This window comes from Chitinophaga polysaccharea (genome assembly GCF_902150045.1).
Taxonomy (GTDB): Bacteria; Bacteroidota; Bacteroidia; order Chitinophagales; family Chitinophagaceae; genus Chitinophaga; species Chitinophaga polysaccharea_A.
On record NZ_CABFVU010000002.1, the window covers coordinates 598,369 to 612,842 of the forward strand.

Annotated in this window: 13 protein-coding genes; 8 read left to right on the forward strand and 5 right to left on the reverse strand. The window is 45.5% G+C overall.

The features are described 5' to 3' along the window. Window positions 1-175: 175 nt before the first annotated feature. The 3 genes from FN124_RS17120 to FN124_RS17130 all read left to right on the forward strand — a co-directional run bounded on the left by FN124_RS17120 (window position 176) and on the right by FN124_RS17130 (window position 4,711). Window positions 176-2,554, forward strand: a complete 2,379-nt coding sequence (locus FN124_RS17120) for an alpha-ketoacid dehydrogenase subunit alpha/beta (protein WP_260607478.1) — start codon at window positions 176-178, stop codon at window positions 2,552-2,554. Window positions 2,555-2,792: 238 nt separating this feature from the next. Further along, entirely contained in the window at window positions 2,793-3,749 is a 957-nt protein-coding gene (locus tag FN124_RS17125; RefSeq protein ID WP_142685994.1) for a D-2-hydroxyacid dehydrogenase, read from the forward strand. A 239-nt stretch (window positions 3,750-3,988) separates the two neighbouring features. Continuing rightward, the gene (locus FN124_RS17130) at window positions 3,989-4,711 is read left to right on the forward strand and encodes a response regulator transcription factor (RefSeq protein ID WP_142685995.1); all 723 of its coding nucleotides are present in this window, start codon (window positions 3,989-3,991) and stop codon (window positions 4,709-4,711) included. A gap of 86 nt (window positions 4,712-4,797) precedes the next feature. On the opposite strand, the gene FN124_RS17135 is transcribed toward FN124_RS17130, so the two are convergent. Together FN124_RS17135 and FN124_RS17140 are read right to left on the reverse strand one after the other, a co-directional pair. Further along, entirely contained in the window at window positions 4,798-5,508 is a 711-nt protein-coding gene (locus FN124_RS17135) for a YebC/PmpR family DNA-binding transcriptional regulator (protein WP_142685996.1), read from the reverse strand. A gap of 172 nt (window positions 5,509-5,680) precedes the next feature. After that, a complete protein-coding gene (locus tag FN124_RS17140) occupies window positions 5,681-7,177 on the reverse strand; it encodes an amino acid permease (protein ID WP_142685997.1) in 1,497 nt (498 codons plus the stop codon). Between the two features lie 196 nt (window positions 7,178-7,373). Here FN124_RS17140 and FN124_RS17145 point away from each other — a divergent pair, with 196 nt between their 5' ends. From FN124_RS17145 to FN124_RS17155, 3 genes are all read left to right on the forward strand, one after another. After that, entirely contained in the window at window positions 7,374-8,654 is a 1,281-nt protein-coding gene (locus FN124_RS17145; RefSeq protein WP_142685998.1) for a dicarboxylate/amino acid:cation symporter, read from the forward strand. Between the two features lie 66 nt (window positions 8,655-8,720). After that, window positions 8,721-9,404 (forward strand): DedA family protein, encoded by a 684-nt coding sequence (locus FN124_RS17150; protein ID WP_142685999.1) that lies wholly within the window; start codon window positions 8,721-8,723, stop codon window positions 9,402-9,404. A 72-nt stretch (window positions 9,405-9,476) separates the two neighbouring features. After that, on the forward strand, window positions 9,477-10,712 hold the full coding sequence (locus tag FN124_RS17155; RefSeq protein WP_142686000.1) for an MFS transporter: 1,236 nt from the start codon (window positions 9,477-9,479) through the stop codon (window positions 10,710-10,712). Here FN124_RS17155 and FN124_RS17160 read toward each other — a convergent pair whose 3' ends face one another. From FN124_RS17160 to FN124_RS17170, 3 genes are all read right to left on the reverse strand, one after another. Beyond that, the gene (locus FN124_RS17160) at window positions 10,713-11,174 is read right to left on the reverse strand and encodes a MarR family winged helix-turn-helix transcriptional regulator (protein WP_142686001.1); all 462 of its coding nucleotides are present in this window, start codon (window positions 11,172-11,174) and stop codon (window positions 10,713-10,715) included. Window positions 11,175-11,491: 317 nt separating this feature from the next. Next, a complete protein-coding gene (gene mdh, locus FN124_RS17165) occupies window positions 11,492-12,433 on the reverse strand; it encodes a malate dehydrogenase (protein WP_142686002.1) in 942 nt (313 codons plus the stop codon). A 98-nt stretch (window positions 12,434-12,531) separates the two neighbouring features. Beyond that, the gene (locus tag FN124_RS17170) at window positions 12,532-13,035 is read right to left on the reverse strand and encodes a peroxiredoxin family protein (protein WP_142686003.1); all 504 of its coding nucleotides are present in this window, start codon (window positions 13,033-13,035) and stop codon (window positions 12,532-12,534) included. 190 nt (window positions 13,036-13,225) lie between these two features. Between FN124_RS17170 and efp the strand changes: the two genes are divergently transcribed. Beyond that, a complete protein-coding gene (gene efp / locus FN124_RS17175) occupies window positions 13,226-13,792 on the forward strand; it encodes an elongation factor P (RefSeq protein WP_142686004.1) in 567 nt (188 codons plus the stop codon). Window positions 13,793-13,926: 134 nt separating this feature from the next. Beyond that, window positions 13,927-14,409, forward strand: a complete 483-nt coding sequence (gene accB / locus FN124_RS17180; protein ID WP_142686005.1) for an acetyl-CoA carboxylase biotin carboxyl carrier protein — start codon at window positions 13,927-13,929, stop codon at window positions 14,407-14,409. The last annotated feature ends 65 nt before the right edge of the window (window positions 14,410-14,474 follow it).

Sequence of the window (14,474 nt, forward strand, 5' to 3'; positions counted from 1 at the left end):
CTTGGTTAGAACAAATTTACAGCCAAAAAGCATTATAAACCTTACAATTTATTAAAATCTTATTAAAAAAAATCAGATTGTTTTAAATGAAAGATTTACAGCATTTTTCAACTGTATAATTAACCTTACTTTTGTACTTTAACCATGAGGCATGATAGAAAATAACGAACTAGCTATGAATTTAGAAAGCCGGTTGTCATTCGAAGAGTTCCGCAAGGAAGTGCTTAATGATTACAGGTTGGCCTGCGAAAGCAGGGAAGTTAGTCTGCTGGCCCGTAAGGAAGTGCTTACAGGTAAAGCAAAGTTTGGCATTTTTGGAGATGGAAAAGAAGTGGCGCAGATAGCAATGTCAAAATACTTTCAGCCAGGGGACTTCCGTTCCGGTTATTACCGCGACCAAACTGTTGCATTTGCCACTGGTATTGCCACTCCCGAACAATTCTTCTCGCAGTTATATGCAGATCCTGATCTGAAAAATGATCCATTTTCAGGCGGACGACAGATGAACTCTCATTATGCCACACCTAATCTTGATCAGGATGGCAACTGGCTTCCTCTGGTCCAAATGAAAAACTCTGCAGCTGATATGGCCCCCACGGCCGCCCAGATGCCCCGCGCACTGGGGCTTGCCTTTGCCTCTAAAATGTTTCGTGAGGTGGAAGCTTTACATCAATATAAACATCTCTCCAACAACGGTAACGAAATCTGTTTCGCTACTATCGGTGACGCCTCTACGTCGGAAGGACATTTCTGGGAAACCATGAATGCCGCTGGTGTTTTGCAGGTTCCACTCGCCGTTTTTGTTTGGGATGATGGTTATGGTATTTCCGTACCCCGTAAATATCAGACCACCAAAGGATCTATCAGCGCAGCATTGGAAGGCTTCCGTAAAACAGAAGAATCCAACGGCTTTGATATATACAATGTAAAAGGCTGGGATTATGCCGGCATGTGTGAAGTATTTGAAGCGGCTATCCGGAAGATCCGCGAAACGCATACTCCTGCGCTGTTTCATGTGGAAGAGATCACACAGCCCCAGGGCCACTCTACCAGCGGCTCGCACGAACGGTATAAAAGCAAGGAACGTCTTGCCTGGGAACGGGAGTTCGACTGTAATGTGAAGATGCGCTCCTGGATCATCGAAAATGCTTTGTGCGATGAAGAAACCCTGCTGGCCGTTGAAGCAGAAGCAAAAGTAAAAGCACAGGAAGCCCGTAAAGCCGCCTGGGAAAAATATATTACACCGATCAAAGAACAGGTGCAGTTGTTTGTAACACTGGCTGTACCTGTTGCAGACATTGCAGGCGCAGATGCCAATACGGTGAATACGTATATCCGCGATCTTCAGAACAACCGTGAGCCGCTTCGCCGCGATATCCTGAAGGCTGGCGCTATGATCCTGCTGAAACACCGGCACCTGAAATCAGCGCCCGCTGTGCAGGCATTACAACAATATTATGATGCTTACCTGGCAGCAGAAAAAGAAGTGTATAATACGCTGCTTCACGCAACCGGCGTTAACTCTGCACTGAATGTACCGGTAGTACCTGCAGCATATGACGCAAACAGCATTGCCGTAAACGGGTACGAAATACTGAATAGATATTTTGATCAGCTGTTCACCAATAATGAACGCGTATTTGCTTTCGGTGAAGACGTGGGAAAAATTGGCGACGTAAACCAGGGCTTTGCAGGATTACAGCAGAAACATGGTAAAACACGTATAGCCGATACCGGTATCCGTGAGTTAACCATCATAGGACAGGGTATAGGGCTGGCATTGCGCGGCCTGCGCCCCATTGCTGAAATCCAGTACCTCGATTACCTGTTGTACGGCCTGCAACCACTCAGCGACGATGTGGCTTCCCTGCAGTATCGCACCAAAGGAATTATGTACTGCCCGCTGATAGTACGCACCCGTGGTCATCGCCTGGAAGGCATCTGGCACAGCGGATCACCAATGGGTATGATCATCAATTCCCTTCGTGGTATGCATGTATGCGTGCCGCGTAACATGGTACAGGCAGCCGGTATGTATAACACCCTGCTGCAGGCCAATGAGCCCGCACTGGTAATTGAATCTTTAAACGGTTACCGCCTGAAAGAAAAATTGCCGGCTAACCTGGAAACGTATACTGTGCCATTGGGCACCCCGGAAATACTGCACGAAGGAACAGATGTGACCATCGTTACTTACGGCTCAATGACCCGTATCGTGGAAGAAGCAATGGTAACATTAACAGAAACAGGGATCTCCTGTGAGCTCATTGATGTGCAAACCTTACTGCCTTTCGATATTCATCACAGTATTGTGAAGTCGTTGCAGAAAACAAACCGGATCCTCTTTGTAGATGAAGATGTGCCTGGAGGCGGTACTGCCTATATGTTCCAGGAAGTAATTGAAAAGCAGGGCGGCTATCGCTGGCTGGACGTTGCTCCGCGCACTATGAGCGCACAGGCGCACCGGCCGGCATACGGCTCCGACGGGGATTATTTCTCCAAGCCCAATACAGAAGATGTAGTAAAAGTAATTATGGAGATGATGCAGGAATAGTTGCATCCTTAAATCATACACAAGCCGGTATCCTTAACAGGGACCGGCTTTTCCTTTAATAGGCGAAGCCACCATAACAGCATTTTATCTGCTGAAATGGTGGCTTCTTAAATTAGCTGGAGTATCGTGCTATTATGGCGCTGCAAAGGTGACCTGATTTTTTGTATGCGAAAAGAGATGCGACCGGAGTTAATGATTATTTCATGTATGATGTATCTTGTTTCATAAAATGAAGACCATGAAAAACATCGTAGTACTGGACGGATATACCCTGAACCCCGGAGACCTCGACTGGAGCGGGTTACAGGCATTGGGCAATGTAACATTCTACGACCGCACGCCTGAGCACGAAGTAGCGGTAAGGTCAAAGGATGCGCATATTATACTGACCAATAAAGCGATTGTAAGCGGGGAAACCATCCGGCAACTGCAGCAGCTGGAGTATATTGGCGTAACTGCTACAGGCTTCAATATAGTGGATATCCTGGAAGCAAGAAAAAAGAACATCCCGGTAACAAATGTGCCGGCTTACAGCACAACATCTGTAGCCCAGCTGACTTTTGCGCTGATCCTTGAATTATGTCACCACACCGGTTTGCATGCGGAGAGCGTAAGGGCAGGGGAGTGGAGCAGCAGCATTGATTTCAGTTACTGGAAAACACCGCTTACAGAGCTGGCCGGCAGTACACTGGGGATTGTGGGGCTGGGACAGATAGGACAGGCCGTGGCCCGTATCGCGCTGGCATTTGGTATGAAGGTGATTGCCAATCATAAGCATCCTGAAAGGGACGCTATGTCAGGTGTTGATTTTGTAGACCTGGCCACCTGTTTCCGGGAGGCGGATATTGTTTCGCTGCATTGCCCGCTGAACCCTGCCAACAAAGAGTTTGTAAACGCCGGCTTACTGGGCACCATGAAGAAGAATGCTTTCCTGATAAATACCAGCCGGGGCCTGCTAATCCGGGAGGCCGACCTGGCCCATGCCCTGGAGAAAGGAATTATTGCCGGCGCCGCACTGGATGTATTGTCCGCAGAACCGCCGCCAGCCGGAAATCCTCTGATCAATGCGCCAAGTACTATTATTACCCCGCATATTGCCTGGGCCACACAGGCAGCCCGGAAAAGACTGATGCATACCTCGGTAGAGAACGTTAAAGCCTTCCTCGAAGGAAATCCTAAAAATATTATCAATTAGGATTACCCGTTAAGCGAATAAACAGGTTATTAGTAAAAAGAGCGTAAACAGAAAATAATGGGCTTTGGGGTATACCGCGTAACCGAATGGTTGAAATGAATGATACACTCAGAAGTGAATAGGATGGATGGCCTGCATTATGATTATGTTATTTATTTTTGGATAAAGGTACCAGCTACACTTATATATAAGGTACATGTACAACTAAAATCTATTCATTCGCTTAAAACCAACGTTACATGCAATCAAGCATTCTTTTGGTAGAGGACGATGTATTTTTTGCCAAGGTGGTAAAAAGACACCTCGAGCGCGCCGGTTATAATGTCAACTTCTGCGAAAACGGCCAGGAAGGTTGGGAAAAATTCCAGAAACATGTATTTGACCTGTGCATACTGGATGTGGTAATGCCCAAAAAAGACGGGTTTACCCTTGCCGGCGATATCCGTTCTATGGATGAAAACATTCCCATCATCTTCACTTCTTCCCGTTACCTGGAGCAGGACAGGCTGCAGGGTTTTGAAGCAGGGGCAGATGATTATATCACCAAGCCTTTCAATATGCAGGAAATGATCTGCAGGGTGGAGGTATACCTGAAACGCAGCCGCCTCCTGAAAAGCGAACGCCGTGTTGTATATACCATCAGTAACCTGATCTTCGACTATTCACAATATCATATCAGGCATAAAGATGCCGACTCCCATGTTCGTATGGCCCCAAAAGAAGCGGAGTTGCTTCGCTTTCTATGCGAAAATTCAAACAAAAAACTAAAGAAAGATGATATCCTGTCTGTTATCTGGGGACAGGAAGATTTTTTCGCTTCACGTGTGATGGACGTTTATCTGACCCGTCTTCGTAAACACATTGCGCAAGACCCTGCCGTAAAACTTGAAACCTACCACGGTAAGGGGCTCATGTTCATCGCAGATGACCTGGGACGCACACACACCATCGCTAAGGTTTAGCTGTTTTTGGTTTAGAAGGTTAACCGCATCAAATGAAAACGTCCGCCTTAATAGCGGACGTTTCCCTTTTTATATGTAATAATATCTTATCTCAGATTGTGGAAAACCTGCTGTACATCCTCATCCTGCTCCAAACGGTCTACCAGCTCCAGCACCTCTTTTGCCTGTTCTTCATTCAGCTCAACAGTAGTGGTCGGAATACGTTTCAGCTCTGAGCTGATCACTTCCAGGCCTTTCTCTTCCAGGGCTTTGGCCATATTGCCAAATTCCGTGAACGCCGCCCGGATAATGATATTACCTTCACTGTCTTCCCCTATTTCTTCCAAACCAAAATCAATCAGTTCCAGTTCCAGTTCTTCAAGGTCCTGGCCGGCATTCTTTACTTTGAACTCACCTACACGGTTAAATAAAAATCCAACAGATCCGCTGTTACCCAGGCTACCACCGCCTTTTGTAAAGTGCATACGCAGGTTGGCAACAGTGCGGGTGGTATTATCAGTAGCCGTATCAATCATTACCGCCACTCCGTGAGGGGCATAACCCTCATAAACCACTTCCTCGTAATCAGTTTTATCTTTCCCCATGGCGCGCTTGATAGCTGCGTCCACACGGTCTTTAGGCATGTTAACACTCTTCGCGTTGAGAATGCAGCGACGGAGTGCGGGGTTATTATCCGGATCAGGACCAGACGCCTTTACGGCAATGGCTATTTCCTTACCTATTCTTGAAAATGCTTTCGCCATCTTATCCCAGCGGGCAAACATGGTCGATTTTCTTACTTCAAATATTCTTCCCATTGGAGTGGTATATATTATAGTGACTTTTAAAAACAGAACGCAAAAATAAGGATTTTCAGGTACCGGAATAGCGGATTTACCTGATTTTAACTAAAGCGGAGAACAAAACGGGGGGAAATCCTTCGTTCTGTTCTCCGCTTTTATTATTTCCGGAATTTTTAATTTCTGCCGGTTATCCCTGCATCTTACGGGCCTTACTGTGTTTTACACTATACCCGAAATAAACCACAAAGCCTATACCCAGCCATACAAACAACCGCGCCCAGTTTTCTATACCTAAGCTGATGATCATAGTAAGACAGAAAACCGCTCCCAGTAAAGGAATGATTGGTACCCACGGCGTTTTAAAGGCACGTGGTATTTCCGGGTTGGTTCTGCGCATTACAATAATGCCGAAACACACCAGTACAAAGGCAAACAGGGTACCGATACTGGTCATATCGCCAACCACATTGTCTGGAATAAAGGCCGCAAACAGGGATACAAATACAAAGAACATCCACTGTGAGCGGTAAGGCGTGCGGTATTTTGGGTGCAGCTTGGCAAATACAGATGGTACCAGGCCGTCATTACTCATGGAGTAAAACACCCTTGTCTGCCCCAGCAACATCACCAGTATAACGGAGGAAAAACCCGCAAGGATAGCCACTGTAATGAAGGTCGACAACCAGGAGTAGCCAGGCATATAAGTATCAATCGCGTAAGCCACGGAAGCTTCGCCACCAGCTTTCAGGAAGTCGGTAAAAGGAGCAATACCTGTCAGCACAAAAGAAAACAGGATATATAACAACGTACAGATAGCCAGTGATACAAGGATACCGATGGGCATATTCTTTTTTGGATTCTTGGTTTCCTGTGCAGCAGTAGATACTGCATCAAAACCAATAAAGGCAAAGAATACCACACCGGCCCCCCTGAGCACGCCCGCCCAGCCATGGTTCCAGAAGTTAGAGTAATCTACCACCTGGCCATTGTGCATTTTTACGGTACCGGCATCTGCAGGAATGGTAAAAGGTGTGTGGTTAGCAGGGTTGATGAATTTCCATCCCAGGAAGATGAACAACATTACGATGGCCACTTTGGTAATAACGATGATGTTATTTACAATGGCAGAACCCTGTGTACCCCTGATCAGCAGCAACGTGAGCGCCAGGAGGATAAACACAGACGGAACATTCATAATGCCCTGTACACCGGCATCAGAGGTTTCAAACGGACTATGGCACCACTGGTAAGGTATGGTGACATGAAATACATTGGTAAGCAGCTTATTCAGGTACTGCGACCAGCCGATGGCCACCGTAGCTGCGCCCAGTGCATATTCCAGTACAAGGTCCCAGCCAATGATCCAGGCAATAAATTCTCCCAGTGTTGCATAGGAATAAGTATAGGCGCTTCCCGCAATAGGAATCATGGAAGCAAATTCGGCATAGCATAAACCCGCCAGCGCGCAACCTATAGCAGCAATAATAAAGGAAATAGTAACGGCAGGTCCGGCATGCTGGCCTGCAGCAGCAGCTGTTCTTACAAAAAGGCCGGCGCCAATAATAGCGCCAATACCTAATGCTATAAGAGAACCTGCACCAAGTGTCCTTTTCAGACCCTTTTCAGATTCTCCAGCTTCGGCCATTAAAACAGATAGTTGTTTTTTAGCAAAGAGTTTGCTCATACGCAGTCGTATTGTGGTTGATGTTTTAAGGTAGTTTAGTTTGTTGTTGTTCTGTTGATCGCCAAATATAATATCTAAAATCAAAAACAGATACTTTTATTTTGCCCGCCAAAGCGCATTTTTAGCTGCTTAACCTTATTTTTGATAAATTTTCCGGTTACAACTTTAAATATTACAAGATAAATTCTGTCTAAGCATGAAGAAATCATCGAATCTGCTCACATTATATATTTTCATTGCTATGGTAATCGGAATAGGCACTGGCTATGGTGTTTTCCTTGCCTATGGCAATGCTCCTGCCACCACGGGAACCAAGGATACCCCGCAGATCTTCGCTGATAACATCTCCATCCTGACAGATATTTTCCTTCGCCTCGTTAAAATGATCATTGCCCCGCTGGTATTCTCCACCCTCGTGGTGGGAGTGGCCAAGCTGGGCGATATAAAAGCCGTTGGCCGCATTGGCGGCAAAACAATGCTGTGGTTTATCAGTGCAACATTTGTATCATTGTTTTTAGGCCTGGTACTGGTTAACCTGTTGAAACCGGGATTGTCCCTGTCGTTGCCCCTGCCCGATGAACATGCTTCTTCCGGCATTGCCAAGGCAGATATGACCCTCAAAGGCTTTTTCCGGCACGTAGTACCGGACAGCGTGGTAGACGCTATGGCCCATAATGAAATACTGCAGATCGTGGTATTTGCCATATTCTTCGGCGTAGCGGCGGCGGCCATTGGCGAAAAGGCCACCCCCGTGGTAAAGCTGCTCGACAGTGTGGCTTATATCATGCTGAAAGTGACCGGTTTTGTAATGAACTTTGCCCCCTTCGCGGTATTTGGCGCCATGGCCGGTATCATTGCGCTGAAAGGCCCCATCGTATTGGTAACTTATGGTAAGTTCATCTTACAGTTTTATTTTGGGCTGGTTTGTTTGTGGGTGGTTATTTCCCTGGTAGGAGGACTGATCCTCGGCAAACGGGTATTCAGGTTATTGGGGATGATCAAAGATCCGCTGTTGCTGGCTTTTGGCACCGCCAGCAGCGAGGCGGCCTATCCGCGTACTATGGAAGAGCTGGAAAAATTTGGCTGCGACAGCCGTATTGTTAGCTTTGTATTACCGCTCGGCTATTCCTTTAACCTGGATGGCTCGATGATGTATATGACCTTTGCCAGTTTGTTTATTGCCCAGGCATATGGTATGCACCTGGGTATTGATCAGCAGATCACGATGCTGCTGGTATTAATGATCACCAGTAAAGGGATTGCGGGCGTGCCCCGTGCATCGCTGGTGGTAATAGCCGGCACACTCTCGATGTTCAAGATCCCCGAAGCCGGACTTATTCTGTTGCTGGGAGTAGATCACCTGCTGGATATGGGCCGTTCTGCCACCAATGTTATCGGAAATGCAGTGGCTACCGCCGTTGTTTCCAGGTGGGAAAATAAACTGGCGCCGTCAACAGAAGTTACTGCCAAAGCCTAACTTAACAAATGCGTAACAGTTTATTGATTATTTTACCACTTCAGAAATAGAAATAGCGTATTTAGCATGGACCAGATTATTGAGTTTTTTAAACACCTCATTAATCCCTCGTGGATTATTGAACATGGTGGACTTTACCTGTTACTGGCAATTATTTTTGCAGAAACAGGCCTCTTCATAGGATTCTTTCTGCCGGGGGATTCCCTGCTCTTTGTAGCGGGTATCTACAGCGAAGACCTTTGCCACAGCTTCTTTAATCTTCCATTTGTGGTGATCATGTTCCTGATTGCCACCGCCGGTGTGCTGGGAAACATGGTAGGCTTCTGGTTTGGTAAAAAGTCCGGCCCTCTGTTATTTAAGAAGAAGGATACATTCTTTTTCAAGAAGAAACACCTGCACCAGGCCCATGATTTCTTTGTAAAATATGGCGGCGGCGCTATCTTCTTTGCCCGCTTCCTCCCTATCATCCGTACTTTTGCACCTATAGTGGCGGGTATTGTGGGTATGGACGGCAAGAAATTTATGTTCTTTAATATCATCGGTTCCTTTGCCTGGGTATTTTCCATGATGCTGGCGGGGCACTACCTGGATAAAGCTTTTCCTACCCTGAAGGAGCACCTGGAACTGATCATCCTGGTAATAGTACTGATCACCACTTTGCCGGTACTGATCAAGGTGATATTTGGTAAAGTAAAACCACAGCATGCGGCTACTACCGCTGAACCAGAAAAAACTGATTCTCCAATATAATTTTTTTATATCTTTAAAAGGGCCTTCTTAAAAGGCCCTTTTTTTTATTCCCGTTATCGACAACCAAACAAAATGAAAGCCGACAAAAGTTCCGTCTCTATTTTCAATATCGCCGTAATAGTGGCATCCCTGGGCTATTTCGTGGATATTTATGATCTCCTGCTGTTTACTATTGTAAGGGTACCAAGTTTAAAATCGCTGGGGTTGCCCCAGAGTGAAATTGATGCCGGCGCCGGTATGCTGCTTATCAATATCCAGATGGTGGGATTGCTTGTGGGAGGTATTTTCTGGGGTATTATCGGAGATAAAAAAGGCCGCCTGAGCGTATTGTTCGGTTCTATTCTCATTTATTCCGTGGCCAATATCGCCAATGGCTTTGTGCAGGGCATCAACGGGTATGTACTATGGCGCTTTGTGGCCGGTTTCGGGCTGGCGGGAGAACTGGGTGCAGGTATTACACTGGTGTCGGAGATCCTGCCAAAGGAAAAGCGGGGATATGGTACTATGATTGTGGCCACAGTAGGCGTGTCCGGGGCAGTGGCTGCCAACCTGATTGCAAAGCTGGTGGGCGACTGGCGGATCTGTTATTTCATTGGTGGCGGTTTGGGACTGGGCTTGCTGATCCTGCGGGTGAGCGTTATGGAATCGCAAATGTTTAATGCAGTGAAAACGTCTACCGCATCCAGGGGCAGTTTTGTAGCGTTGTTCACCAACCGCGAGCGGTTTATTAAATACCTGAAATGTATGCTGCTGGGCACTCCTACCTGGTTTGTGGTAGGTATACTCATTGCTTTTTCCAATAAGTTTGCCACCCTGATGGGAGTAAAAGGCGCCATTAATCCCGGCGATGCCATCGCATTTTGTTATGCAGGGCTGGTATTGGGCGATTTCGCTTCCGGTCTTATCAGCCAGTTATGGCAAAGCCGCAGGAAGGTGATGTTGTTATTCCTGGTGCTTACAGGTATTATGGTAGCTGTATACTTAAATCTTCATGGTGTGGAAACCTGGGTGTTTTACACCGTATGCTTTATACTTGGTTTCAGCGTTGGGTTCTGGGCAATTTTTGTGACGATTGCAGCCGAAAGCTTTGGTACCAATCTGCGGGCTACCGTGGCTACTACTGTTCCGAATTTTGCGAGAGGGATGCTACCTTTGATCTCTATCTTATTTATACAAATACAGAAATATTTTACTTTCCTTCAAAGCGGGGCTATTGTGGCGGTGATTTGTATCGGAGTTGCGTCGATTACTGCCTGGAAGGTGGAAGAAACGTTTGGCAAAGATCTTAATTACCTGGAAGAGATTTAATCAATGATAGCTGTCCAGCATTTTGTCCAGTAATTTATTCAGCTGGATCACTTCTTTTTCGTTTAACGACTGAAGGGTGTTATCCAGTTGCCTGATTTCGGTATCTATTAATTTCAGCAGCTCCAGCCCTTTGTCGTTGATGCGTACATCCACGGCGCGCCTGTCCATTTCACTGTTTTTCCGTTCCACAAGGTCTGCTTTGCGAAGCCGTTCCACAAGGCGGGATACATCGCTCATTTTATCCAGCATCCTTTCTTTCAACACATTGATGCTTGCCGCCTGGGGGTGTTGCCCACGGAGGATCCGCAGTATGTTGAACTGCTGCATGGTGATACCATAGCGCTTAAAGAATTGCTGGTGGCGCGACGTTATCCAGTTACCAATGAAAATCAGGCTGATCAGGCCACGTTGATTTTCGCTTTCAAATGTTTTCTGCGTAATCAGTTTTTCCAGGTTAGACATACATTCAGAGTTAAACCAAATTTTATGAAACTATTTAGAACTGCTTCATTTATACTGTTTTAGCCCGTTTCGGGAATGGGGTAAAATTACGAATAAAACGCGAAATCTGTCTGACGCGGATTTTGTCTTTTCCAGGATTATGATGATTACGCTGATTATATTTTTAGATTTTTTGTTTAACTAATAATATAATGACTAAGGGAGATAAAAGCGAAAGTATATCCGTTTTTATCTCCCTTAGTCCTTTATTAATTCTGAAAAATAATTTCAAATTAATCAGCGTAATCATCATAATCCTGAGTCAGACAAAATCCGCGTTAAGCGGTGGCAGACTGCATTTTGTCCAGCACGTCCATTACTTCTTTCACGTGTTGTGCGGAGGTGTTCAGCAATTCTTTTTCAGCATCATTGAGCTGCAGTTCGATGATCTTCTCAATACCTTTCTTACCCAATACTACGGGTACACCCAGGTAAATATCTTTCAGCCCGTATTGGCCGGTAAGCCATGCGCAAACGGGGAAAATGCGTTTTTCATCTTTTACAATAGCTTCCACCATCTGGGCAGCTGCGGCGCCCGGGGCATACCAGGCGGAAGTGCCAAGCAGGTTCACGATTTCACCGCCACCTACTTTGGTACGCTGGATAATAGCTTCCAGCTTGTCGTTGGCTACCAGCTCTGTTACAGGGATACCGCTAACGGTGGTATAACGCGGCAGGGGAACCATGGTATCGCCATGGCCACCCATGAGGATAGCCTGGATATCTTTTGGTGAGCAGCCTATTTCATCGGCCAGGAAAGCGCGGTAGCGGGCGGTATCAAGGATGCCGGCCATACCAAATACTTTGCTGCTGTCCTTTTTAGCCGTGAGGTAGCTGCAATAGGTCATTACATCCAGCGGGTTGCTTACAATGATGATGATGGCATCCGGAGAATGTTTTGTAATATTTTCGGTAACCGATTTCACAATATTGGCATTGGTAGAGATCAGGTCGTCCCTGCTCATACCAGGTTTACGGGGAAGGCCGGAAGTGATCACCACCACATCGCTGTTCGCGGTTTTGGTGTAATCGTTGGTCACCCCTGTAATTTTGGTGCTGTAATAATCAATGGGAGCCTGTTGCCATGTATCCAGCGCCTTACCTTCAGCCGTTCCTTCTTTAATATCCAATAAAACCACCTCCTGCAGAAAATCTCTGTGGGCCAGTACATTGGCACACGTTGCGCCTACATTCCCGGCTCCTACTACTGTAACTTTCATTTTGTCTTTAGCTTTAAAAGTGAAGAATGAATGTGATTAAACAAATGTAATGATTCGGCACTACAATAATCCGCTGGCAGCTACATTTTCACAAAGCATTATTTGTTGAGGTAAAACAGCAGTGAATCAAGTTTTGCTGTTCCTTCAAAACCCTTTACAAACTGTTGTTTCTTATTATATATATACAGGCCAGGGAAGTAATGAAGGTCATAAAAATACATGATCTGGCGGGTGGGCTCACTGGCCATGATAATGTTGGGATAGTTCTGGATCTTGTAATGATCGTAGTACTCTTTCATCTGCTCCACTTTAAAGGGAGTTACCATTACGATCTGTGTTTTTTTGAACTTGTCTATATTTTTAAGCATTTCCTCGGTGAGGTGTTTGCAGTGATCACAGTCAACGCTGAAAACGAAGAGCATAGTCTTCTCATTTCTTTTCAGGTCGTTTTTGGTAATTGTATGACCATCGGCAAGACTGAGCGGGAAAGCAGGGATGACAGGGTATTGTAAATAAGGTGGTTTGGTGCTGGTATTAGCGGGCGTCTGGGCCATCAAAAACACGGGAAAACAGCTTAAAATAACTAAAAACACGTAGCGCATACTTATAAAAGTTTCTTGATTTGAGTTTAAAAATACCGGATAAATGTCATTATTTGAATAAAAAAGACGAAAATTGAGCCGAAAAGGGACTAATCTCTCTAATTTTGGGAATTAGTTGCTTGTTCATATGCGAAAATTTTTACTTTTGCAATCCGTATAAATTTTTAACTTAAAATCAAGTAACCTATTTATGGCTACCACCGCAGATATCAGAACAGGATTAATCATCAAACTGGATAACAGTTTGTATTCTGTTGTAGAGTTTGGTCAGAATAAAACCGCCCGTGCAGCCGCAAAGGTTTGGGCTAAATTGAAGGGCGTTGACAATAGCCGTTCTATTGAGCACACCTGGAACTCAGGTGATACTATCTTTCCTATCCGTATTGAAAAGAAGGCTTTTCAGTATTTATATAAAGATGATACCGGCTACAACTTCATGGACAATGAAACATTTGAGCAGATCGCTATGCCGGAAACAGCTATCGATGCACCTCAGTTCCTGAAAGAAGGTCAGGAAGTAAGTGTACAGATCAACACAGAAACTGATCAGTACATGGCGGTTGAATTACCCGATAAAATTGTAGTGCAGGTAACTTACTCCGAGCCCGGAGTAAAAGGCGATACGGCAACCCGTACCCTGAAACCTGCTACCGTTGAAACCGGCGCCACTGTTATGGTTCCACTGTTTGTAGACGAGGGAGAACTGATCCGTGTGAACACCAAGAATGGTGAATACATTGAAAGAGTAAAAGCATAAAGCATTTCTGAAATACTGGTTTTCGGAGAATAGGAATTTTGTTTCCGAAGGGAGATCTTTCTGAAACAAAGTTCCTGAATGCGTTAAAAAGTATTTGTCATATTCTATATATTTCTAAACCAAAAACTGTCTACATGGACTTTAAACAGATTCAGGAACTGGTAAAAATGATCAACAAATCAAATATCAGTGAACTGAGCATTGAACAGGACAAGTTTAAGATTACAATAAAGCAGAAGGATAATGAAGTTCAGCAGGTAATCGCCGTTCCTGCACCCGTGGCGCCTGTACAGGCAGTAGCCGCTGTAGCTCCTGCAGCAGCTCCGTCCACCGCAGCACCCGTGGCTGCCGCACCTGCTGCTCCTGCCAAAGCAGATAACCTGGTAACCATCAAATCTCCCATGATCGGTACCTTCTACCGCAGCGCCGGCCCAGACAAAGCACCATTCGTAAATGTTGGTGACGAAGTAGCTCCCGGTAAAGTGGTATGCATCATCGAAGCAATGAAGTTATTCAACGAAATAGAGAGTGAAGTGAGCGGGAAAATCGTAAAAGTACTGGTAGACGACGCTTCTCCGGTAGAATATGATCAACCTTTATTTTTAGTTGAACCGTAATAATAGCCTTTACCGTTAGCCTTTAGCTTTCAGTCTTACCCATGGTAGTGCACTGATGGCTAAAG

Coding starts and splice junctions, on each gene's coding strand:
- mdh (WP_142686002.1), bottom strand. CDS start 12,433: ATGAAAGTTACAGTAGTAGGAGCCGGGAATGTAGGCGCAACGTGTGCC.
- accB (WP_142686005.1), top strand. CDS start 13,927: ATGGACTTTAAACAGATTCAGGAACTGGTAAAAATGATCAACAAATCA.
- FN124_RS17170 (WP_142686003.1), bottom strand. CDS start 13,035: ATGCGCTACGTGTTTTTAGTTATTTTAAGCTGTTTTCCCGTGTTTTTG.
- FN124_RS17145 (WP_142685998.1), top strand. CDS start 7,374: ATGAAGAAATCATCGAATCTGCTCACATTATATATTTTCATTGCTATG.
- FN124_RS17160 (WP_142686001.1), bottom strand. CDS start 11,174: ATGTCTAACCTGGAAAAACTGATTACGCAGAAAACATTTGAAAGCGAA.
- FN124_RS17140 (WP_142685997.1), bottom strand. CDS start 7,177: ATGAGCAAACTCTTTGCTAAAAAACAACTATCTGTTTTAATGGCCGAA.
- FN124_RS17125 (WP_142685994.1), top strand. CDS start 2,793: ATGAAAAACATCGTAGTACTGGACGGATATACCCTGAACCCCGGAGAC.
- FN124_RS17120 (WP_260607478.1), top strand. CDS start 176: ATGAATTTAGAAAGCCGGTTGTCATTCGAAGAGTTCCGCAAGGAAGTG.
- FN124_RS17135 (WP_142685996.1), bottom strand. CDS start 5,508: ATGGGAAGAATATTTGAAGTAAGAAAATCGACCATGTTTGCCCGCTGG.
- FN124_RS17150 (WP_142685999.1), top strand. CDS start 8,721: ATGGACCAGATTATTGAGTTTTTTAAACACCTCATTAATCCCTCGTGG.
- FN124_RS17130 (WP_142685995.1), top strand. CDS start 3,989: ATGCAATCAAGCATTCTTTTGGTAGAGGACGATGTATTTTTTGCCAAG.
- FN124_RS17155 (WP_142686000.1), top strand. CDS start 9,477: ATGAAAGCCGACAAAAGTTCCGTCTCTATTTTCAATATCGCCGTAATA.
- efp (WP_142686004.1), top strand. CDS start 13,226: ATGGCTACCACCGCAGATATCAGAACAGGATTAATCATCAAACTGGAT.